Origin of the sequence: Desulfoluna sp. (genome assembly GCF_030145185.1) — a bacterium.
Lineage (GTDB): Bacteria > Desulfobacterota > Desulfobacteria > Desulfobacterales > Desulfolunaceae > Desulfoluna.
The window spans coordinates 1-21,165 of record NZ_JAQYWB010000065.1; the positions used below are offsets into that span (position 1 = coordinate 1).

Annotated in this window: 13 protein-coding genes; 5 read left to right on the forward strand and 8 right to left on the reverse strand. The window is 46.7% G+C overall.

Annotated features, from left to right (window positions below; all coding sequences use genetic code 11):
- Positions 1 to 400 precede the first annotated feature (400 nt).
- The 6 genes from Q1Q75_RS17800 to Q1Q75_RS17825 all read right to left on the reverse strand — a co-directional run bounded on the left by Q1Q75_RS17800 (position 401) and on the right by Q1Q75_RS17825 (position 8,850).
- Positions 401 to 592, reverse strand: coding sequence for a hypothetical protein (locus Q1Q75_RS17800; RefSeq protein WP_300673395.1), 192 nt, complete (start codon positions 590 to 592; stop codon positions 401 to 403).
- Positions 593 to 774: 182 nt separating this feature from the next.
- On the reverse strand, positions 775 to 1,059 hold the full coding sequence (locus Q1Q75_RS17805) for a hypothetical protein (RefSeq protein ID WP_300673397.1): 285 nt from the start codon (positions 1,057 to 1,059) through the stop codon (positions 775 to 777).
- Between the two features lie 80 nt (positions 1,060 to 1,139).
- Positions 1,140 to 5,615: an AVAST type 2 anti-phage system protein Avs2 gene (avs2, locus tag Q1Q75_RS17810; protein ID WP_300673400.1), complete on the reverse strand. Its 4,476-nt coding sequence runs from the start codon at positions 5,613 to 5,615 to the stop codon at positions 1,140 to 1,142.
- A gap of 108 nt (positions 5,616 to 5,723) precedes the next feature.
- Positions 5,724 to 6,005, reverse strand: a complete 282-nt coding sequence (locus Q1Q75_RS17815) for a hypothetical protein (RefSeq protein ID WP_300673402.1) — start codon at positions 6,003 to 6,005, stop codon at positions 5,724 to 5,726.
- Positions 6,006 to 6,248: 243 nt separating this feature from the next.
- A complete protein-coding gene (locus Q1Q75_RS17820; protein ID WP_300673405.1) occupies positions 6,249 to 6,542 on the reverse strand; it encodes a hypothetical protein in 294 nt (97 codons plus the stop codon).
- Between the two features lie 1,303 nt (positions 6,543 to 7,845).
- Positions 7,846 to 8,850: a hypothetical protein gene (locus Q1Q75_RS17825; protein ID WP_300673408.1), complete on the reverse strand. Its 1,005-nt coding sequence runs from the start codon at positions 8,848 to 8,850 to the stop codon at positions 7,846 to 7,848.
- Between the two features lie 956 nt (positions 8,851 to 9,806).
- Between Q1Q75_RS17825 and Q1Q75_RS17830 the strand changes: the two genes are divergently transcribed.
- From Q1Q75_RS17830 to tsaA, 3 genes are all read left to right on the forward strand, one after another.
- Positions 9,807 to 11,585, forward strand: coding sequence for a long-chain-acyl-CoA synthetase (locus Q1Q75_RS17830; RefSeq protein ID WP_300673410.1), 1,779 nt, complete (start codon positions 9,807 to 9,809; stop codon positions 11,583 to 11,585).
- An 86-nt stretch (positions 11,586 to 11,671) separates the two neighbouring features.
- Positions 11,672 to 12,109: a CGGC domain-containing protein gene (locus Q1Q75_RS17835; RefSeq protein WP_300673412.1), complete on the forward strand. Its 438-nt coding sequence runs from the start codon at positions 11,672 to 11,674 to the stop codon at positions 12,107 to 12,109.
- Between the two features lie 50 nt (positions 12,110 to 12,159).
- Positions 12,160 to 12,558, forward strand: coding sequence for a tRNA (N6-threonylcarbamoyladenosine(37)-N6)-methyltransferase TrmO (tsaA, locus tag Q1Q75_RS17840; protein WP_300673414.1), 399 nt, complete (start codon positions 12,160 to 12,162; stop codon positions 12,556 to 12,558).
- On the opposite strand, the gene Q1Q75_RS17845 is transcribed toward tsaA, so the two are convergent.
- The gene (locus Q1Q75_RS17845; protein WP_300673417.1) at positions 12,555 to 13,157 is read right to left on the reverse strand and encodes a LysE family transporter; all 603 of its coding nucleotides are present in this window, start codon (positions 13,155 to 13,157) and stop codon (positions 12,555 to 12,557) included. The genes tsaA and Q1Q75_RS17845 overlap by 4 nt on opposite strands.
- Before the next feature lie 221 nt (positions 13,158 to 13,378).
- Positions 13,379 to 15,124 carry a SulP family inorganic anion transporter gene (locus Q1Q75_RS17850; protein ID WP_300673420.1) on the reverse strand — a complete coding sequence of 582 codons (1,746 nt, stop codon included), beginning with the start codon at positions 15,122 to 15,124 and terminating at the stop codon, positions 13,379 to 13,381.
- Positions 15,125 to 16,372: 1,248 nt separating this feature from the next.
- On the opposite strand from Q1Q75_RS17850, the gene ppdK reads away from it, so the two are divergent.
- Both ppdK and Q1Q75_RS17860 read left to right on the forward strand, forming a co-directional pair.
- Positions 16,373 to 19,102: a pyruvate, phosphate dikinase gene (ppdK, locus tag Q1Q75_RS17855; RefSeq protein WP_300673423.1), complete on the forward strand. Its 2,730-nt coding sequence runs from the start codon at positions 16,373 to 16,375 to the stop codon at positions 19,100 to 19,102.
- Positions 19,103 to 19,809: 707 nt separating this feature from the next.
- A complete protein-coding gene (locus tag Q1Q75_RS17860) occupies positions 19,810 to 20,718 on the forward strand; it encodes a DMT family transporter (RefSeq protein ID WP_300673425.1) in 909 nt (302 codons plus the stop codon).
- Positions 20,719 to 21,165 lie beyond the last annotated feature (447 nt).

Here is a 21,165-nt window from a genome sequence, read left to right on the forward strand (position 1 = left end):
AAAATCGACGGATCACACGAACCAGCTCGTCTTTTTCAGAATCTTTAAAAGGAAGGCCGTCCAGCGCGGTTCGGCTGATCACATGATAAACGGTTTTCTGGCCGGGATCTGTCCTGACCATCCGGGGAATACGAGGCATACGCTTCATCTCCTTGGTGTGTCATGTCAGAAATACGGATATATTGATGGTTTCCTGGAATGAATTTCTTTTTAAAAAGGCAGGTTACTTGTTGAAAATGAGTGTCTCATAAATTGGCGTGGAGGTCAAGCGCATGGTGCCTGTCCCCTGGTTTCTCTGGTCTTTAGAGGCCACGGGAACAAAAAAGAAAGCTGGCTTCAGATCCAACAGATGAACGCAGGGGCAGGGTTGCGTCTGGAACTCTCGAATAAAATGTCGGTTTCAGGCCTCGGTCAATCGTTTCATTGAGTACATGCCATCGATCCCTTTCACCCGCTTGGGAACTCTCTCCCGGCTTCCGTAAAGCCGATCCTTAAATATGTCGTAGGTCGCCAGGACAAAGGTCTTGGAGCCAATGATTCCTGAGTCGGTGAAATACCGCATCCGGAATCGAAACCGCCGGATTCGATCCAACTGAAAATCGTTTGGGCATAAGAAGGGGTCACCTACACATCTTTTTTTAAGAACTTACAACCTTTGTCAAGAGTGTAGGTCCCCTATACATTGGTGTGTCATGTCAGAAATACGAATATATTGATGAGGTTTTGCAATGAATTTCAATTAAAAAGGCAGGTTACTTGTTGGGAATGAGTGTCTCACAAATTGGCGTGGAGGTCAAGCGCATGGTGCCTGTCCCCTGGTCCCATTATTGCTCCACCAGGGCAAACACTAACAATTAAATCAGGTTTAAATCCTGACCGTTTGATTTTTCTAATCAAACAGTCTGTAAGATAAAACTGTTCTTTCAAGGAAACAGATTCTTTATCCTTAAGTTCGACCTTAACACCGTTAATGAATGTTTTGGTTTGCTGTTTTCCTGAAGCAAAAGTAACACAAGCACCAAATAGCATGCCTAAAATACCAATAATAAGACTTTCCATGACTTGATATCTCCTCGAGAACGCATAGTGCCTGTCCCCTGGTCCGTGTCGAATATCAAGACGCGACCCCCCTTTTTGAATTATGTATTTTTTGTACGAAAATCCCCATCTAATATACCGTTATCATGGTAATAGACACCGTCTATCTCCAACCTACCGATAGCGTTAGCTCTGGAATCTCCACCACCAATTATTTGTTTTTCTCCAGAAACAGTCCAGATGATTTTTAAACCTCTTTCTTCTAAGAGTTCTAAAAAAGGAGCCTTTTTTATTAATAAATATCGCTTTGAGTCGTTATAAATATTGGTTGCAAAACATACTGTTTCATTGAGAGCGTTTAAAAATTCACCTTCTTTAATACCGTACTTAAGATTCATGCTTTTGTAGATAAAAGTACTTGGCTTTAAAAAGGTGATACTTTCCTCTTTTGAATAGTCAAATTCTTCTTCCCATAAAAAACTTTCGGTTGTGATATGAACTTGTGAAATTCTGTTTCTTGATTCTCTATCAATAATATCGACCCATTTAATACCGCCAGGATACTCACCGATGAAATGTTTGTGTGCTGGTGACCAGTAATATTCTCTACTAAATAGTTCATATGTATCATGGCTTTCAGGCATCCATCGACCCATAAAATTTTGTTTTATAGCCCAATTTTTCATTGGCTCAAAATCAATATCTTGTACAATGTAGCTTCTAACATGGCACCATAGTCGTTTATGAGGGTAATCCCATTTTTTTTCTCCAATTTTTTTTGGTTCGGCCCACTCGGGGTAACCTTCGAGGATTAGCCACTCTTCATTTTCAGGGTCATTAACTTTAAGTAAATTTTTAAAATTTGGTAAATTGTCTGTGCTATTAATCCATTCGTTGGGTGTGCCGTCCCAATTAAAAATAAAATTATCTATCCACCAATACTTATTAGATTGGTCTTCATTATAACTTGCTGCTTTTTTAATGAGCATTGTGGGATCTATATCTCTTACATATGGATCCCATGGGCCTTGATAGGGTTCTTCACGATCCATTTCAAAATTCCATCGCTCATACTTAATAAAATTGTCTGACAACTTAGCCATATATTCATAGTAAGCTATCCATTGATACTTTTTCCCAATCCGTTCATTATGTGAAGTAATACTGCTACCTATCCGAACTTGCCTGTCAAAGTTGTAATGATCATCTTTATTCCAACCAAGTTCGATGATTCGAGAAAAAATAAATCTTTGAGCTATTCTTAAATCAAAAGTCTTACCCGTGTTTATTAAATTATGATTGTGATCGAGGTATGGCTCAATTTCTTCCTCATAAAAACTCAACGTCCCTTGATCAAGGGTTTGCTTAAAACTTTTTTTGATTTTAGCAAGTTCCGCCTCACTTTTCCGGCCTACTGCAACTTTCACTTTTATCGTTGCCATTCCACCGGTTAAAGCTTTAGGATCTTGCGATGAAGTAATAATAGGATTTAGCTCAGCAAAGAGAGACAACTGATTAGAATTTAGTGAAAATTTGAACGTTTCAAATAGTTTTTCTCTATCAATCGGGGCTTCGCCTTTCTTTGTACCCGACCACTCAGAATGATGAGAGTTTGTACCGATTACATATCTTGCGAAATCGCCAAAACCCATTACCGAGTCCCAAAGTTGAAAGTAATCACTATTATTGTAGCTTTCTTCGAGTTCTTTAATAGATGGAATTGTCGCAGGCCAGCTACTTGTGTAAGGCGGCCTCACCTCAGATATTTCAAAGCTCAGCTGACAGCTCAAATAGTTAGTGTATTCTATAACCCCTCTCGCATAATCTCTAAGCAAAATATGAGGATATACGTCATTTTTATTTTCAAAAATTATTCTATAGATATACTCACTTAGTTGAGACAAAAGTTCTTTTTGGTTCGTTCTTAGTGCACAGCCATATGCAACTGCAAAAAGTCTTTCATATATATAAGGATCATTTACTGTTTCAAACAGCTTAAAAATCTCCATCAATACTGACAATCTATTTTGCAACAAACAAATTAAAGCTTTTGTCGAACAATCTCGTATTTGTCGATTAGTTGAAGTATGAAACCAGGTTAAAGTGATTGCAGAAAGTTTAATTGACTCATCAGAAATATAAGTTTTATCATTGTCTTTCCATGCCCAATCGATTAACTGCTTAACAGCAGAATCGTCTGAAAACTTATATTTTAGAAGTTGAGTCCATCCAGCATCTCGATTTGGTAAAATTTGTTTCATCAAATGTTTGTGCAGCGAAATAGCGTTGAAGAAGTGGTTTGGTACGGTTGCTACGGAAAGAATTGTTTCCCAAAATAAATCATATGAATCATGATGTTTTAATACATGATTATTCACATAGTCTAACGACTTAGAGGTAACGGTCTCATCTTTACGCCATATCAAACTGTTTAAAAACGACTCTAATACTGGACCTTTATCCTTAAGTAGAGGTACAACTTCAAAAAACTCTAATCCATTTTTTTCTGGAATTTGAATGGAAAAGGCATCTATCAATCCTTGATTTAGAATAATTGATTTTTCGTTTTTTACATATTGATTAAGGTCCCCACCAACTTTGAATTCGGTTTCAAAATTAGGGTATTGCTTTAGCAGAAACTGAGCCACCAAATGATCTTCAAATCGTTCATATGTTAAGTAAATTCCTTCTTCACATTCAGTAGGGGATGACCAAAAAACATTTTTAGAAAGAACCCCCTCTGTAATCAATTCATCTATAAAACCTTTTTTACTGGTGTACCTTTCAACAGTATCATCTACAATGTCATAAGCCTTTTCATATGTAATATATTTTTTTTCTGGGTGCTTAGCCCTATGAGAGACTATTGAATTGATGGATCTTTTGACAAGATTTATGTTGTTAGAATAGTGGCACCTAAGGGGTTTAGAAAGCACATCATTTATACTATTTATATAAAACTCAATTATCGCAGAAATACCTTGGAGTCCATCGGGTATTTTATGTGATTTAGACTTAGTGATAGCTTCACAAAATAATTTTAGAAAAAGTGGATTTTGAAATTCTCTATGAAGTAGAGGCACACTAGGTCGTTCTATTTTATAATTATCAAAAAATAAATTGCTTGCCTCATATTCAACATTTCTAAAACCGAGTACAGTATGTTGAACAATACTTAAATCTAAATTCTTTTTTTCAGGAAAAATCAACTTTTTATAAGAAGAGCGTATAGTCAATACAACGCCAAGATTACTATATTTATTGAATTCACTTATAAAACTTGAAACAAAACTCGGCCAAACGAACTTACCTCTCCCTTCATTTATTGCATCAACAAAAAATATAATCCGTTTTTCATGACTTTTGGCAAAATCATTAATTTCAGATAAGAATACAGGGGCTGTAATGTTTATCTGAAGTCGTTTAAAAATTTGAGTCCAGGGATCTTCATCAGTTACAAAATGTTGGCCAAGCAGAAAAATACTTTGATAATCACTGGCTATTCGTTTTGTTACGACATCACCTATCATATGTGATTTACCAATTCCTGCCTCACCTTCCAAAACTAATACTGGGTTATTGACAAGATCGAACACTTGGCTGCTAAGGGTTGAATACAAAATTGAAATTTCGGATTTAAACTCTCCAATATCATTCAATTCACTGATCGGCCTATCACTTCTTTCGAAGTTTTCATTATCTGTAAAATATAAATATATTTTATAATTAATTTCTTTTATTTCACCGACTATTTTTTTTAAAGATTCTACTGGAAAGTTATCAATTCCACTCAAGTTATTTGATTCAATAATTACAGATAAATTCTCTAAACAGTCTTCCAATTGCTGTAAATATTCTTGTATTTCAGCTTTAATTTTTAATATTTTCTTGCCTTTAATCATCAATCGATCAATTTGATTTATTATTTTTTCTTCAAAGCCTTGAGTCCTTCCAATAATTCCAAAAATATTAGAAGCTTCGAGTTGAAAATTTAATTCATGAGTGTATCTATTTCCTAAGTCAAGTATTGATGAATGACATTGTTCTTTGAACCATTTTTTAGTGGGGGTGAAGGTTGTTTTTTCGATATTTTTTTTTATAGAGGTTACTTTTTTATCAATACTATCAACCACATCAAAGATTTCGAAGATTTTAGACTGATAATTTTCTTCAATAAATAACTTTACAAGCTTTTTATTGCTATTAACTTTATCGACAAATAATTTATAAAAGGCATTTAATTCATCTTGTGCTGGAATGATTATATTGGGGTTACCCTCGAACAACTTTAATAAAGTTTCGGTTGAAATCAGTGGCTTGAAAAGAATATATTCATTTAACGTTTTAAATAAAATTTGAGATTTATAAAAAGGAAATTTATTATTCGTACCATCGTGTGGGTACGACTTCTCGTGAATCTCTATTACGTCATAAATTGTCGATATTAGTTGCCTTTGATATTTTTTCTTGGCAAATAAGAAGCTCTTACATCTTCCGTACCCTTCCTCTTTCAAGAACTGATCAAGAAATTTCATGGAAACATATGTGATTATTGTTTTCATTACTACAGGTTCCAATAATTTAACTCTCCATTTTTGAAAAAGAGAAGGGGGTAGGCCTACACATCTGACAAGATAGAAATCTTTGTCAAGAGTGTACGTCTGGCCCTTTTATTCTACATAAACCTAAGATTTTTCGCTTATTCGTTCTGCTTCTTGCTCAATAAGCACACATAGCTGTGATGATTTTGGAAACTCTTTTGCCATCCACTTTGAGGGAAAATAGCGATGGTTTTTATTTTCGACGGAAGGCGTTGCATCAAAATGAGAACAAAGGTAGACCTCATTTTCTGGAATTCCCGCCAGTGCACCGGGGACAAGAACCACACCGTCATCATTTATGGCAAATGATCGTTTCCATTCTGGAAGTTTACTGTTTTCTTGTTTTTCCAAATAAAACCATTCCATAAATACTCTCCATGATGATGTATCAAAGAAGGGGCTTGACGTTGGACATTATTCTATTTCAACAGAGACAATACACCTAAACTCAACAATTCATCAACAGTATTCACCCCAAACAAAAACCCATGTACCCAGCTTAATGCCCGGCAGCATGGGTTATTTTTCATCACACAAGGAACAATACCAATCGATTCCCGCCTTTGCTCTCACCTTGAATACCGTAAGCCCCTCACCACCAATCCCCGCCTAACTCTTCTCCCCCGCAAACAACCTCCTGAATTCCGAATGTTTCGGGATCGCCTCCGTATACAGCACCTCATTACCGGGCAAAGAATCAAACAGACGGTTGAAAAAGGTTCTCCGGTTCTCCCACCCCATCACATCCAGCACCTGTTGAATAAGTTTGCGGGCGGCCTCTGCCTTGAGGTGAAGGTAACAGGCCGTGGCAAAGGTATCACAGCACATGGATCCTATATCCTGGTTTGCCTTTTTCATCTCGTGGAAGACGGTCCACAGCTTCTTTGTGCACTCAGGTTTCATGATTCGAGCGATTCGAAGGGATTCAAGGGGACAGGCACCTGCCAGACCTTTCCTCACACGTCACGCGATACCTGCCCGGTCTTCTTTCGTGCTTTTCGTGTCGTTCGTGGTTGCACCTGTGTTTTTTCCTCTCTATGGGAACCGAATCACATGGTTCTTTTGCCAATTTCATACAGGCCCTAATGTAGAGGCCACCTTTCGAGCAATTGATGAGCACGCTTCGCGCTTTTCCCGTCCTACAAGGCATCAATAGGCTAGGTTGTCCGACATGCTTCCACCGTGAGCCAAACCCAGCACTTACGACAGCAGGAGCAGCCCACACACACGTCACGCGAATGCGGACGCCTTACCGCCCGAGAGGAATTCGAGGGGACAGGCACCCGTCAAGCCTATATAAATCTACTGGGCTACGCACTTAACTCCTGATGCCACTATATGTTGTGTTTGTGTCATAATGGCATATCGTGTAACTCAATAAAATAATCCGGATCTTCCGCACCTTCAGCAGGCTTATCGCCAGTTATCTGTTGCCCTGGTACTGGGTCAGAAATAAGCGAGTGCTGAACCATCAGGCCACAGGGATACTCGATTTATGCTTCTTCTGTTGAAAAACGCTCTCAAAATCAGGAAAGGTTTAGCGGAAATTCGGCCATATCCCTATGCACTATATGTGGTATGATTAGGAGCCAAGTGCATAGCTCCGTAAATCTGTTTCTATGGGAACCCATATAATTGCACTTGGCTTGAAGAAATTCCTCTTTTGCATAATGCATAATATATAGTTATAGCCCCTAATAATACACTTTCGATACTATAAACGATTGATGGGCATGGTTGGGTTCGAACCAACACGACACTGATATTTTGTTTAGTCAACTCAGCTGGCCAGGTTGAGTTGTGTGTCAGCCTAAAAGCCCCTCACGGGTACTAAACTGCGTCTTCCTATGAGTTGAGTTTCAAAAAACCCCTTTGTTTCTACAACAACAGCACTATCTTACCATGTGCTATGTTTGTAAAACCACAAAATATCTACCTCATTCAGCCTTTACACATACCTAACCTCCTTATATTGAGCTTCAATTATTACTAATGTTATGATCGCATTTTCTTACGCTTTTATTTTTCTCTTTCTCCTTTAAATTTTAGACATTCAACCTACCTTCCGAGAATTTCTACCGTTAAAGTATATGCCTAATTAATAGTCCTCCTCCCTTGTTATTAGGTTATTATGCTCCATTGCTTTAGCCCTATGGATGTTCTTTGTTCACCCTCCTCAATTTCCGCAACATGCCCAAGAAAATAACTACTGTTTGTTAAGTGAAGCTATTGGTGGCCAATGACTATGATTAGAAAAAAAATTATCGTAAAAACTAACATTTGGGTATTTATTCTCTTCATACAAACCCACATCTCTAAATGAAAAATTAATCACCTCAATACCCTCAACTCGCTCAATTCCTTTGACAACAGTTAACTCAGCCTCTATTTCCTTTATATCAACTAATTCTGAAAATATATGAGAGCAATATATTCTTTCATTATTCATTTTTTCAAGACGGCATATTATATATTTTATGATATTTATTTGCCCATTCGTAACCCTATTACAAAACTCTTTGCAAACATATTCTTCAGCAAGAGTTTCGTAATCAATTGAGATTGTGACCGAGATTTTTTTTTCGATTGGTTTAGGAATAGAGGCACTTATACTCATCGCATAACGCCAAAAAATTTGGCTTTCATTAGGTACCTCATCAATTATCACTTCTTCTACTCTTGTCCTATTTTCAGATACCTCATCAGCAAATCTAAGTATTGAAGCAATAAGCTTTGGTCTTACCTCTTGTGATCTCTGCTTAATTGAAATACCACAGGAGCCCGAAGGTATAGCCAGTCCATTTTTACCACTGTGAGCTTTAATAATTTCATTAACAATGCGGGCAAAATCGCGACTTGGCATAAGATCAATGTATCGTGATATTATCTCAGAGGCGTTTATGTGATGATCGATTCTTCCTTTAATCATTGCCACATCGTGATAAACTATACTCGTCAAAAGTAAAAAAACCTCAACATCACTTAACTTATCAATGCTTAGTTGCAAAAGCTTACTTGAAGAATCTATCACAGAATCAACATGCAATTTACCATGGTTAGTATAATACGGGCATTGATCACGAATCCAAGGGTAATACTTTTCACTTAATAATTCTTTTATACTATTGTAACTTTTAAATAATTTACTAACAACATCATCATTCTTGGCTTTAGATTCAAAATATTCTTCAATATTGAAATCGTAACACATGATTAATCTACCTATTTATATTGATAGCACTAATACTGCTAAGTAGGAAAAATTTCCCTCAGAATGGCTATGAAAAAATATTGCAGGCTAAACTATGCAAAAACAACTAAATATTAGAGAATAGAAAAAGTGTCTGGCGACACCAGAGTATATTCAGATAATTTAAATAAACCAAAACAACGACTATTGGGGATATGATAGGGTAAAATTCATTACAATGAAAGTTATTTATATTGATAATTAGCCAAAATTTCAACAAAAAAGAGGAACTATGGCCAGACAGTATCGAGACAGTCTAAAAAATAACAAGGAAAAGAGCAGAGGGGACAGACTGGATACGCTTGACCTACAAAACGACCTGTGAAATGACCACCCAAAAGATTAGCACACCTTATTTACAGCAAATACACCCAACAAACGCCACCTCCCCATCAGAGACGTTAAAGCGCAAACTCCATAAGGAAAGCGATATACCTCGCATTCCCCGAATGACCAGGAACAAAATGGGAAAATAGAAGACAGGCAAGATATGCTATGAGCTTCGAGAAGAAGTTCTCTTCATATATTGCCTGTTCTGACTGCGAATTCCGGCCAAATCGGCCACCTATTCCGGATTAAATCGACCACGAGTACATATTTCGCCTGCCTCCCAACGTCCTAACTTTGTCCCCTTGGGTCGTACGGTGCCGACCTTCACTCGTCGCGCGAATGCGAATGTATTTCAGCCTCAAAAGACGCCACCCAATGCGCATTCGCAAACCCGCTTTCAAGGTGGCACACCTTGCCGCCGGAGGCACGTTTGACAATGACGCAGACCCATCTCGCAAACATTGATTCTTAGAGGAAGGTGTGGTTTTCTATGCGGTGACGTGGCCAGGCACGGTTCGCGTGGCCCTGCTGTTTCGTATTGGAAGACGAACCGGGGACTATCATTCTACAGACCATGAGGTGGGTTTATGAAACAGGTACGGCAATTTGTCTCCATGGCCAAAGGGGTTCTGGGGCCGTTTTTTCTTTCGCTCGGCAGTCGGCAGAACGTGGGCGCGGTCCTCAGGCGCCAGGCGAGGAAGCGGCCCCACCAGGCCCTGTTTCTTTTCGAGGGACGGACGGTGAGCTACCTGCAGGCCAATGAGCTGGCCAACCGATATGCCCGGTTGTTTCTTTCCCGGGGTTTCCGCAAAGGGGAGACCGTGGCGCTCCTGATGGAGAACCGGCCTGAGTACCTGATCATCCATGCGGGGCTGGCAAAGATAGGGGTGGTGCCGGCCCTTGTGAACACGAATATCCGGGGGCAGGTCCTGACCCATGCCTTGGGCGTGGTGGAAGCCCGGGGCGTGATTGTGGGGATTGAATTGGCTGATGCGTATGCCGATGTGGCTGGACAGGCGGCTCTTTCCGGCCCGGTGTTTGTCGAAAAAGAGGGGCAGGAATTGCCCACCCCGGAGGGGATGGAAGACCTGGCCCCGCTGCTGGCCCAGCAACCGGTGGACGAGCCCACGCCTCCCGAGCCGGTGACCCTTTCTGACACCCTTGAGTATATTTACACCTCCGGCACCACGGGCATGCCCAAGGCCACGGTGCTGACCCACCGGAAGTGGTTTCAAATGGGGTATGCGGTGGGTGGGTTTGCCATGGAAGCGATTCCGGGCGAGGTGCAGTACGCCTGCCTTCCCCTGTACCATAACAGCGGCATCAACATCACGTGGCCCCATTCTCTGATGTGGGGCGGAACCATGGCCCTCGCCCGGAAGTTTTCGGCTCGGCGATTCTGGGATGACGTGAGGTCTGCCGGAGCCACCCATTTCATCTATGTGGGGGAGTTGTGCCGCTATCTTTACAATCAGGCCCCGTTACCGGACGATGCTGATAACCCCTTGCGCGTGATCTTCGGAAACGGAATGCGGGCGGAGTACTGGGAGGCCTTTCAGGAGCGATTTGGTATCAAGCGCATTGTGGAGGCTTACGGGGCCACGGAAGGCGTGGGGGGAATGATGAATCGCAAGGGCAAACCCGGCATGATCGGGCAGCTGACCATCGCCGGGATCATACGCATGGGAGAGCTCGCCCGGTGCGATCGGGAAACCGGGGAGCTGTATCGGGACAAGAGAGGCTTTGCCGAAAAGTGCACGGTGGGTGAGACGGGGATGTTTCTCCCCAGGATAGGCGGCGTCAACCAGTTCTCCGGGTACAAGAACAACGGGTCAGCCACGGATGAGAAAATTCTTAAGGGCATTTTTGCTTCCGGCGATTGCTATTTTTTAAGCGGGGATCTGATGACCTTGCATGAACAGGATTATGTCTCCTTTGTGGACCGTCTGGGGGACACCTTCAAGTGGAAGGGAGAGCTGGTCTCCACAAACGAGGTCGGGGACCTTCTCTTTCGATTTGGAGGGATCGAGGATGCCAATGTGTACGGGGTGGAAGTCAACGGGGCCGAAGGAAGGGCCGGCATGGCAGCCTTAACCCTCTTGACGGGATGTGAGATCGACCTGAAAGACCTCGGGACTTATGTGACCTCGCACCTGCCCGTGTATGCCCGCCCCTGGTTCCTGAGGATTCGCGATCGGTGCGATACCAGCGTCTCCTTCAAGCAGCAAAAGGTCACCTTGAGAAAAGAGGGCTTCGACCCTGCCCTCATCACGGACCCCTTGTATTTTCTTCACCCGAATCAGGGGTATCTACCCGTTACAAGCGATCTTTTTGAAGAGATCCAATGCGGGGAGATCCGGTTTTAAAAACGTGCCTCCGGCGGCAAGGTGAGCCACCTTGAAAGCAGGTTTCCTAACCTGAACAGTTACGAAATAGAAAAATAAGGCGAACGATGAAGAAAATCAGCATTATAATTTGTGACCGTTATCATACGTGCGCAGGCGGCAAATGCCTACGCGCCATGCGTAATCGTGAAGGAGCTTTTGCTCTGTACAAGGAAGAGGAAATCGAGATAGTTGGCTACACCACCTGCGGAGGATGTCCGGGTGGCAACATAGAGTATGCACCGGCAGAGATGAAAAAAAATGGTACAGACGTTATCCATTTTGCTACGGGATTAGTCGTCGGCTATCCACCTTGTCCGCGGCTGCAAGATTTTTATGATTTTATTCCAGCTAAATATGGGCTTGATGTAGTGATTGGGACTCATCCCATTCCGCAAAACTATTACCTGACCCATCAGGAATTAGGAACCTGGCGATCTGACAGATGGCAAGAACGCATTCAGCACGTTTTAACAAATGAAAAAATACGCTTGGCCTATGATTGATGAAATGCAGTCAATAATCCATATGTTGAGCGCCACAGAAAGGACAAAATATGAGTGAAACCCGTTACGAAATCAAGCCAATAGGGGTCATCCGGTCCGAACTATCCAGTCGTGAAGACGCACCTCGCCAGGGGAACGAAGGGGCACCCGATGCATGGGTTGAGATGAATTCCGCGGTTTCAAAGGGACTACAAGGCATGACAGTGGGTTGTGAAATTATCGTGATTACTTGGTTTCACAAGTCTCACCGTGACATATTGACCTTGCACCCCCGCGGGGACAGGAACAGGCCGATCACGGGTGTCTTTTCTACACGGTCCCCGGATAGACCCAATCCACTTGGCCTTCATCAAGTGACGGTTTTGGAGATCTCTGGGAACAAATTAAAAGTGGGGCCAATAGAAGCGATTGATGGAACGCCGGTGGTGGATATAAAACCTTTACTCTAAACAGCCATCAAAATGGCAAGGCCGCAAAGAATCACCCCGCACCCCCGGGAGATCGGGTTTTGATACCGTTCGTAGTGAATTCGAAAGGCGGGCCGGTCGAGGAGCATGGAAAAAAGCACCCAGACCAGAAACCCTTCCACCACCAGAACAACACCGTAAAAGGCGCGAATGCTCAAGGGGGTCTCGGGCGCCAGGAGCTGGGAAAAAACGCTTAAGATAAAAAGGGTCACCTTGGGGTTTAACAGGTTGCAGAAAAGACCATCCCGAAAAGCCTGACCAAAATCCGCCGCGGGTCTCTCCTCTGCGTCAAAGGTCAGCCCGGAGTTTCCGGTGAGGCACCGGATCCCCACGTAGAGAATGTAAACCGCCCCTGCATACCGGATGGTATTGAAAAGAACCGGGCTGGTGCGGATCACAACGGCGAGGCCAGCCACAGACAGGGTCACATGAAAACACAGGCCAAGGCAAATCCCCAGCACGCAGGCCATCCCCGCCCGAAAAGAGGTGGTGGTGTGGCGAAAGATCAGCATCATGTCAGGTCCGGGGGAAAGCTGGGCGGCCAGGGCCACCCCCAGGACAACCACAAGGGATTCCAGCATCGTGGGGCACTCCATATGTTTAGTGTTTACTGGGCGTTGGTCATAGTTTCGCCCACGACAATGTAAAAACGGGTGCCGGGAAACAAAACGGCTATAGGCTATCGGCTATCGGCAGAGGAGTCGCTTCGCTCCGGCTTTTAAATTTATTACCACCCATGTGGTCCTCTTCTTTTGAATGGCCGAAACGATGATCAAGGCCGTTTATTCTATCCAGTCACACATCAGGTAAAAACCCGAAAATCTTCTTTCGGGCCACACTCTTTAAAAACGAGGCAGGAACAATTCTCGCGGCAGGAATCATCCTGACTTAAGACAAAAGCGGCGATGGCGTCACGTTTGTGTTCAAAGATATGGTCGGCCCCAATGCGATTGGTAAAGCCCACATGAGCAATAAAATTACACACACTTTGTTTCAAATTGCAAAAGTAAAGTCCGCCCCCTTTTGACTTGAGGCTCTCGGAGAGTTCCACCAGCATCTCCGCTCCGGCAAGGTCAATATAATTGATGCCTTCGCTGAGAATCAGCAGGTTGGTGACGGCCTCCTTCTCCAACACCTCCTCCAGCCGCCCCTGAATCGTATTCACCGAACCGAAATAGAGAGACATGTCAATGCGGATAATTTTTATCCGAGGGCATTGAAAAAGAGGCTTTTTGGCAACGTTCGTAAGTTGCCGGGATCTGTTGTCCGGGTCCGGTGCCATCACCACAATATCCGGGGACAGAGCGCGGGAGAGAAAGAGGATGAGAGACAGCAACACCCCAATATAAATCGCGAAATTCAGTTCCAGAAACAAGGTGGCGAAAAAGGTCACCAGAAGCACAGACGATTCGGAACGGCTGACATGAAGAATAAACCGAATGTGTTTAAAATCGATGAGATTCCAGGCCACAATGAGAATCACCCCCCCCATGGACGCGATGGGGAGCCAGGCCGTCAGAGGCGCGATGAGGAGCACAAGCGCCATTAGCGCCATGGCCGCAAAGATCGCGGAGAGAGGCGTCTTCGCACCGGCAGAAAAGTTGATCCCGGAGCGGGTAAAGGAGCCTGAACCGGCGTAACTCGAAAAGAAACTGCCCACCAAATTGGAGATCCCCTGCCCGATAAATTCCTGGTTTCCATCGATCCTCTGCCCTGATTTGGCCGCGACAGATCTCGAAATAGACACCGCCTCGATCAGGCCCAGCAATGCAATGGCAAAGGCCTCGGGAGCCAACTGGCGGATAACGGGGATCGAAAACTCTGGAGACGAAAAGGGCGGAAGCTGTGAAGGGATCTCCCCAAGCAGGGCCACCCCGTGGGCCGGGCCATGAAGCGCGGCGCAGGTGAGGCTGCCCACCACCATCCCAAAAAGAAGATTGGGGGCCTTCGGGAAAAAATGCCGACAGATCACGGCGCTCCCAAGGGTCACGGCGGCGATGAGCACGACATATCCGTTCACCGAAGGAAGATGAGCCCCCATCGCCATCCAGGTATCAATAAAGGAGTCTCCCCGTGGCAGGGCCAGCCCAAGAACGTGCTTTATCTGGCTGGTAATAATCAAAATGGCGGCCCCGGCGGTAAACCCGGTCACCACCGTGTGGGAGACGAAGTTCACGAGGGTGCCCAACTTGGCCACCCCGAAGGCAAACTGAAAAAGACCCGCCAGAAAAGTCAGGGTCAGGGCATACTGGATAAAGGCCGCGCTGCCTGGTTCGGCAAACTGGCTGATGGCGGAAAACACCACAATGGAGATGGCCGTGGTGGGCCCGGAGATCAAATGGTAAGACGACCCGAAAAGCGCCGCCACCACCGGCGTCACCATGGCCGTGTAGAGCCCGTATTCCGGGGGCAGCCCGGCAATGGCCGCAAAGGCCACGGCCTGGGGGAGCACAATCACGGCCCCGGTCAGCCCGGCGAAGAGATCCGACTTCACAGACTGTCGGTTAACAAGGGCCATCCAGCGCAAAAATGGGAAAAATTTTGTCATCACGCGCACCACCTAAAGGCAGAAATGAATGTAACTATTCAACTCTAAAAAAGCAGCCTCCGGCGGCAAGGTGTGCCACCTTGAAAGCTGGGTGACGTACATTTTAAATATGTATTTAAGACCTGTTTGTTCAACTTTTCAAAAGTTTAGCCCCCGACAGGGCCGCTGGAGGCATAAGCTGAATAGTTACAAATGAATTAGATAATTTTTAAAGGGATTCGTTATCCTAACCCGGATATTTCACGAGTTGGGTGCGCTCATATGCAAGGCATCAGAGCTGAAGATGTAGTGGTTTACCTCAAGGCTCTGATAACGCGGCAGATGAGTGCACCCGGCTCGCCCGAAGGGTGAGAAAATCAAACAGAATACAGTGGATTACATTTTGCATTTTTGAAACGACTGAAAATATTACTGCAAAGAACTGTAATTACAAATTATTCCTTAGTCCTGATTGTTTTCTCATGAAATATCCGGGCTAACCAATCCCATGATACACAGCAAGTAACATAACGGGCTTGTGAGTACAAGGCAGCGAGGTGGGGATCCTGGTCACATATCGGCATAGATCATACCTCTGGGGAGATGGAAGGGTTCACCGGTCAGGCATGACGGTCGTGACCGGCCTTCACGTGAAATCACCCCGAAAAGCCAACAGTCACATACAATTATGATCAATACAACAAACTCAGCTCGGCTTGACAGGCACTCGCTATGCCTGTATTTTAGAAAATAAAGCAATTTTTTCCATTCTCACTCACTTCGCCCTCTCTTTCCCCACACCCTCCGGGCATGATTCACCCAACCCGGATATTTCATGAGAAACCTCAATACTAAAGTATATACAGTTTTATTACATAGTTTTATCTGATTACCATCTTTTCCCATCCATGTTTGAGTGATCAATGGACAGGTTTTGGTGCAACATAACCTCTGTACGCTTGTTATTGTTGGAAACCTGCAGGATGGGCAAAGGGTGTGCCGTGCCCATCTGGCGCGGGTGCAACCGATCACGCCGGGGAAAGATGCCGCGTCATCGAAATTTATGTAATTTTCATCGTTGTGGGTTTCCTGACTACCAGATGGGCTCGCTTCGCCCTTTGATATTAAATGGGTGCCCATCCTAGGATGCCGCCGTAATCTCACCGACGTTGGTGACATTGGAGCCTGGAATGAGCAGGTAACCCATGGCTGTGAATCACCGGCCCTCCCAATCACCGAGAACTCGAGTAAGTATGGAGGACTCCACGCATGGAAAAATATATCTACAGCTTTAACGCAGAAGAAACGGAAGGCGACGCATCCTGGATGAATCTTTTGGGGGGCAAGGGTGCCAACCTCGCCGAGATGGCCCGCCTGGGCATCCCTGTGCCACCGGGGTTCACCCTCTCCACGGAGTGCTGCAACGCCTTCCTTCAAACGGGTGGAAGCTACCCCAAGGGCTATGAGGAGCAACTGAAAAAGGCGCTTTTACAGCTTGAAAAAAGCATGGGGCTGACCTTCGGGGACCCGGAGAATCCCCTGCTCGTCTCCTGCCGGTCCGGCGGTCGGCAATCCATGCCGGGGATGATGGAAACCGTGCTCAACGTGGGACTCACCACGAAGACCATCCCGGGACTCATCAAAAAAACAGGCAACGGACGATTTGTCTATGACTCCTACCGCCGACTGATCATGATGTACGCGGATGTGGTGATGGAAAAAGCCGAAGGAATCCAGCCGGAGACCGGCGGTGGCATTCGCCCGCAGCTGGAAAAAATCCTGTCGGATTTCAAAGAGACCCGCGGAGTCGAAAATGACGCCGCGCTGTCCGAAAACGACCTGAAAGAGATCTGCAACCTGTTTACCCTGCAGGTGGCCACGGTCCTGGGAAGCGACTTCCCAGACTCCCCGAAAGCCCAGCTCGAAGGGGCTATCGGGGCCGTCTTTAAAAGCTGGAACGGCAAGCGGGCACGCTCCTATCGCCGCATCGAACACATTCCTGACAATTGGGGCACCGGCGTCACCGTCCAGGCCATGGTCTTCGGGAACATGGGAGACACCTCGGCAACCGGCGTGGCCTTTACCCGCAACCCGGCCACCGGGGAGAACACGTTTTTCGGCGAATGGCTCGCCAACGCCCAGGGCGAAGATGTGGTGGCAGGCCTGAGAACCCCTGCCCCCATCAACGAAGCCACCAAGCGGAAAAAAAACAAGGGGGTCACCTCCCTCGAAACGGCCATGCCCGACGTCTACCAGGAACTCGAAACCATCCGGCACACTCTGGAGCAACACTACAAAGAGATGCTCGATATCGAGTTCACCATCCAAAACGAAAAGCTCTACATGCTCCAATGCCGCGTCGGCAAACGCACCGGCACGGCCTCACTGGTCATGGCCATGGAGATGTTAAGCGAAAACCTCATCGATGAGGTCACGGCCATCAAACGGGTGAAACCCCACCAGCTCAACGAGCTGCTCCACCCCATTGTAGACCCCACAGAAGAGAGCCTGGCCCAGGTCCTCACCGAGGGACTTCCCGCCGGCCCCGGAGGTGCCTTCGGGCACATTGCCTTTACCGCGGAGGAAGCCGTCAAACTCTCCAAGACCCACCCCCATGTCATTTTGGTGCGTGAAGAGACCAATCCGGAAGATATCGAAGGGATGCGAGCCGCCTCCGGCATCCTCACCGCCCGAGGCGGCATGACCAGCCATGCGGCCCTGGTGGCACGCGGCTGGGGCAAATGCTGCATCGTGGGTGCCGGTGACATCGTCATCCACCCCTCCTTAAAAAAAATGCAGATCGGCGAAAAAATCTTCAATCAGGGAGACATCCTCACCCTGAACGGCACCCGGGGGCTCGTGTACGAAGGAAAGCTCAAAATGGCGGATGCGTCTGAAGACCCACGGTTTCAATCCTTTATGACCATGGCCGACACCTATCGCACCCTGGGCGTCCGGGCCAACGCCGACACCCGCGAAGACGCCCTGGTGGCAAAAAATTACGGGGCCGAAGGCATCGGCCTCTTCCGCACCGAGCACATGTTCTACAGCGCAGGCCCCGACGACCCCCTCTTTATTTTGCGGCAAATCATCTTAAGCGATACGGAGAGCGAACGAAAAGCGGCTATTAACGAATTAGCCCCCTTTATCAAGCAGTCGATCAAAGAGACCCTCGAAACCATGGACGGCATGCCTGTCACCCTCCGTACCCTGGACCCTCCCCTCCACGAGTTCATCCCCCACTCCCGAAACAAACAGATGGAACTGGCCGAAGCCCTCGGGGTGGATTTAAACGAAATCAAACGCCGCTGCGAGGCACTCCAGGAGAGCAACCCCATGATGGGGCATCGGGGTGTCCGCCTGGGAATCAGCTATCCCGACCTCACCGAGATGCAGGTAAAGGCCATCTTTGAAGCCACCGCGGAACTGGTAAAAAGCGGCTACCACCCCCTGCCCGAGATCATGATTCCCGTCACCTGTGATGTCAATGAACTGGTCTTTGTCCGAAGAATCGTCACCCGTGTCTGCGAAGAGATCTCCAGGCAATACGGGCTGGCCGGCATCGTCCACAAATTCGGCACCATGATCGAAATCCCGAGATCGGCCTTACGGGCGCATCAAATGGCCGAACTGGCCGAATTCTTCTCCTTTGGAACCAACGACCTCACCCAGCTCACCTACGGGTTCAGCCGTGACGATACCGGGGGATTCATGCCCACCTATTTAGAAAAGAAAATTCTCCCCGCCGACCCCTTCCAGACCCTCGACCCCCTGGGCGTGGGCGAACTCATCAAAATCGCCGTGGAAAAAGGGCGCACAACCCGCCCCGACCTTAAAATCGGGATCTGCGGCGAACACGGGGGCGACCCCGCCTCGGTGCGCTTCTGCTACAACGCCGGGCTCGACTATGTCAGCTGCTCCCCCTACCGCATCCCCATCGCCCGCCTGGCCGCCGCCCATGCAGCCATCGAGGCCTCAGAAAAAAGGCGGGACAAATAAAGGTACAGAAACAAATAGACTGTGCATTTGGTAACTATTCAGCACCCCAAAAAGCCTCCGGCGCAGATTTGAAATATGTATTTAAGACCTGTTTATTAAACCCGTCTTTATAACATCAGGCAAAAGTTTAGCCCCCGGCAGGGCCGCCGGAGGCATAAGCTGAATAGTTACATGCATTTTCAGTTCCGTTGAGGGGAAGCCAGGGGCATGAACCCCTGGCCCACAGATGGCAGGGGTTCACAGCCACGGCCTGACGCCGGGGTTAGCCCACGCGTCTCTCTTTCCTGTTGACAATCCAACTGGCGAAGTCTATTTTTAATAAATGGAATACCGTTCCACTATACGGAACACCTTTAAATTTGCACGTCGAATGCAGATTGGATTCTGCACCCATTCGCTGCGCGTTTACGCACCAAACCCGGATCTGTCATGAAAAACGCAACGCTCATGAATCTGTGATGTTAGAATTCTTAAGGCGAGCCAAGTGCATCCATATTACAAGCTATCTCAGTCTTGAGGTAAACCACTGAATCTGCCTCGCTGATGCCGTGAATATGAAAGCACGCGAGGCGTGAGAGATCCGTGCTACAGGGATCAATTATCCACCGTAAATAAGTGGAACGATATTTTGCATTATGGAATACATCGGAGACAGAAGACTTTCTGCTCTGCCTTACACTCTATTTTTTCAAGAAGGAACGTTGTTGATGTACAAGAAGATTTTCACAGGCCCCATGTTAATTATCATCGGCTGTATCTGCTCCAGCACCACGGGGACCGCACAGGCTTTGGCACCGGAAGGGGCGACGCCGCTTGCCATCGGAGCCCTTCGGCTCCTGGGCGGAGGGATTTCTCTGCTGTTGCTGTGTCTGCTGACGGGGAATATGCCCACGCGAACGGGCTGGCCCAAGCTGCCAACGCTGATGGCTGCGATGGGGTTGGTTGCCTACCAGATATTTTTTTTCATCGCCATCAAGAACATCGGTGTTGCCGTCGGAAGCGTGGTGGCCGTCGGAGGCAGCCCCATCGTGGTGGGCATTCTGGGGTGGCTGCTGCTTGGCGAAAAGCCATCCCCCGTCTGGTACGGAGCGACAGCGACGGCCATCACAGGGCTTGCCGCGATCTCGTTGGCCGGGAGAGGGGCCGGGGTGCTCACCCTTGGGGGCATCGTTCTTGCGTTATTGGCCGGGGCCTCCTACGCGCTGTTCCTCGTCGCCATCAAGCCGTTGCTTGAGAAGCATCAATCGATACACATCATGACCGTCGCTTTTTTGATCAGCGGCATCGCCATGCTGCCCATCCTTCTTATGCAGCCACTGGCATGGATGGCCACCGTCCGAGGGGAGCTGGTGGTCCTTGACCTGGGCCTCCTGACGACCGCTGCCGCCTTTCCCCTTATCCTCACGGGAATGCGCAGCACCTCGTTGGCGACCACATCGACGCTTTGTCTGACTGAGCCCTTAGGAGCTGCGCTGTTTGGCGTGTTTTTATTGCATGAACCCCTGACCGGGATGACCTTGTGCGGCACCCTGCTGTTGTTCACGAGCATGGTGCTGCTGGTCTGGCAAAAACCCAAGGAGGTTCCTGTCAAACAGGAGCTCAAGCTGGCTGCCTGAGGGCGGGGTTGCGAATGCTCTCCGGCTGCGCCGTGACAAGGGGGGCAAAACGCATGCCCCCACACCGTTGGCAACGGGTCACCGCACATAAGGGTGCGCTTGAGCTCCCTTACCACCGGAGCCTCATACAGGAGGGAAATGTAAATCCAATCATGGATCCCCGGTCACTTGAAGATACAAAAGGTGGCGAGTATCGGCCTGTAAAACTGCACAACCGGATCCATTTTTCCGGGCAGCCGGGGAAGACGAGGAGGCGAAGGGTGTCGCTCTTCTCTACCGTCTTTCCCGCGAAGGCGGGAACCCATGGTGGATAGCCCGGATATTTCATGAGAAAACGACCAGGCCAAAACAATAGCATCGTCATTACGGCGGGTTACGAAGTAAGATATAGACATTTCAAAAATGCAAAATGTAATTCACCGTTTTCTACTCACTTTTCTAACCCTT

Coding starts and splice junctions, on each gene's coding strand:
- Q1Q75_RS17805 (WP_300673397.1), bottom strand. CDS start 1,059: ATGGAAAGTCTTATTATTGGTATTTTAGGCATGCTATTTGGTGCTTGT.
- Q1Q75_RS17815 (WP_300673402.1), bottom strand. CDS start 6,005: ATGGAATGGTTTTATTTGGAAAAACAAGAAAACAGTAAACTTCCAGAA.
- Q1Q75_RS17820 (WP_300673405.1), bottom strand. CDS start 6,542: ATGAAACCTGAGTGCACAAAGAAGCTGTGGACCGTCTTCCACGAGATG.
- Q1Q75_RS17825 (WP_300673408.1), bottom strand. CDS start 8,850: ATGTGTTACGATTTCAATATTGAAGAATATTTTGAATCTAAAGCCAAG.
- Q1Q75_RS17830 (WP_300673410.1), top strand. CDS start 9,807: ATGAAACAGGTACGGCAATTTGTCTCCATGGCCAAAGGGGTTCTGGGG.
- Q1Q75_RS17835 (WP_300673412.1), top strand. CDS start 11,672: ATGAAGAAAATCAGCATTATAATTTGTGACCGTTATCATACGTGCGCA.
- tsaA (WP_300673414.1), top strand. CDS start 12,160: ATGAGTGAAACCCGTTACGAAATCAAGCCAATAGGGGTCATCCGGTCC.
- Q1Q75_RS17845 (WP_300673417.1), bottom strand. CDS start 13,157: ATGCTGGAATCCCTTGTGGTTGTCCTGGGGGTGGCCCTGGCCGCCCAG.
- Q1Q75_RS17850 (WP_300673420.1), bottom strand. CDS start 15,124: ATGACAAAATTTTTCCCATTTTTGCGCTGGATGGCCCTTGTTAACCGA.
- ppdK (WP_300673423.1), top strand. CDS start 16,373: ATGGAAAAATATATCTACAGCTTTAACGCAGAAGAAACGGAAGGCGAC.
- Q1Q75_RS17860 (WP_300673425.1), top strand. CDS start 19,810: ATGTACAAGAAGATTTTCACAGGCCCCATGTTAATTATCATCGGCTGT.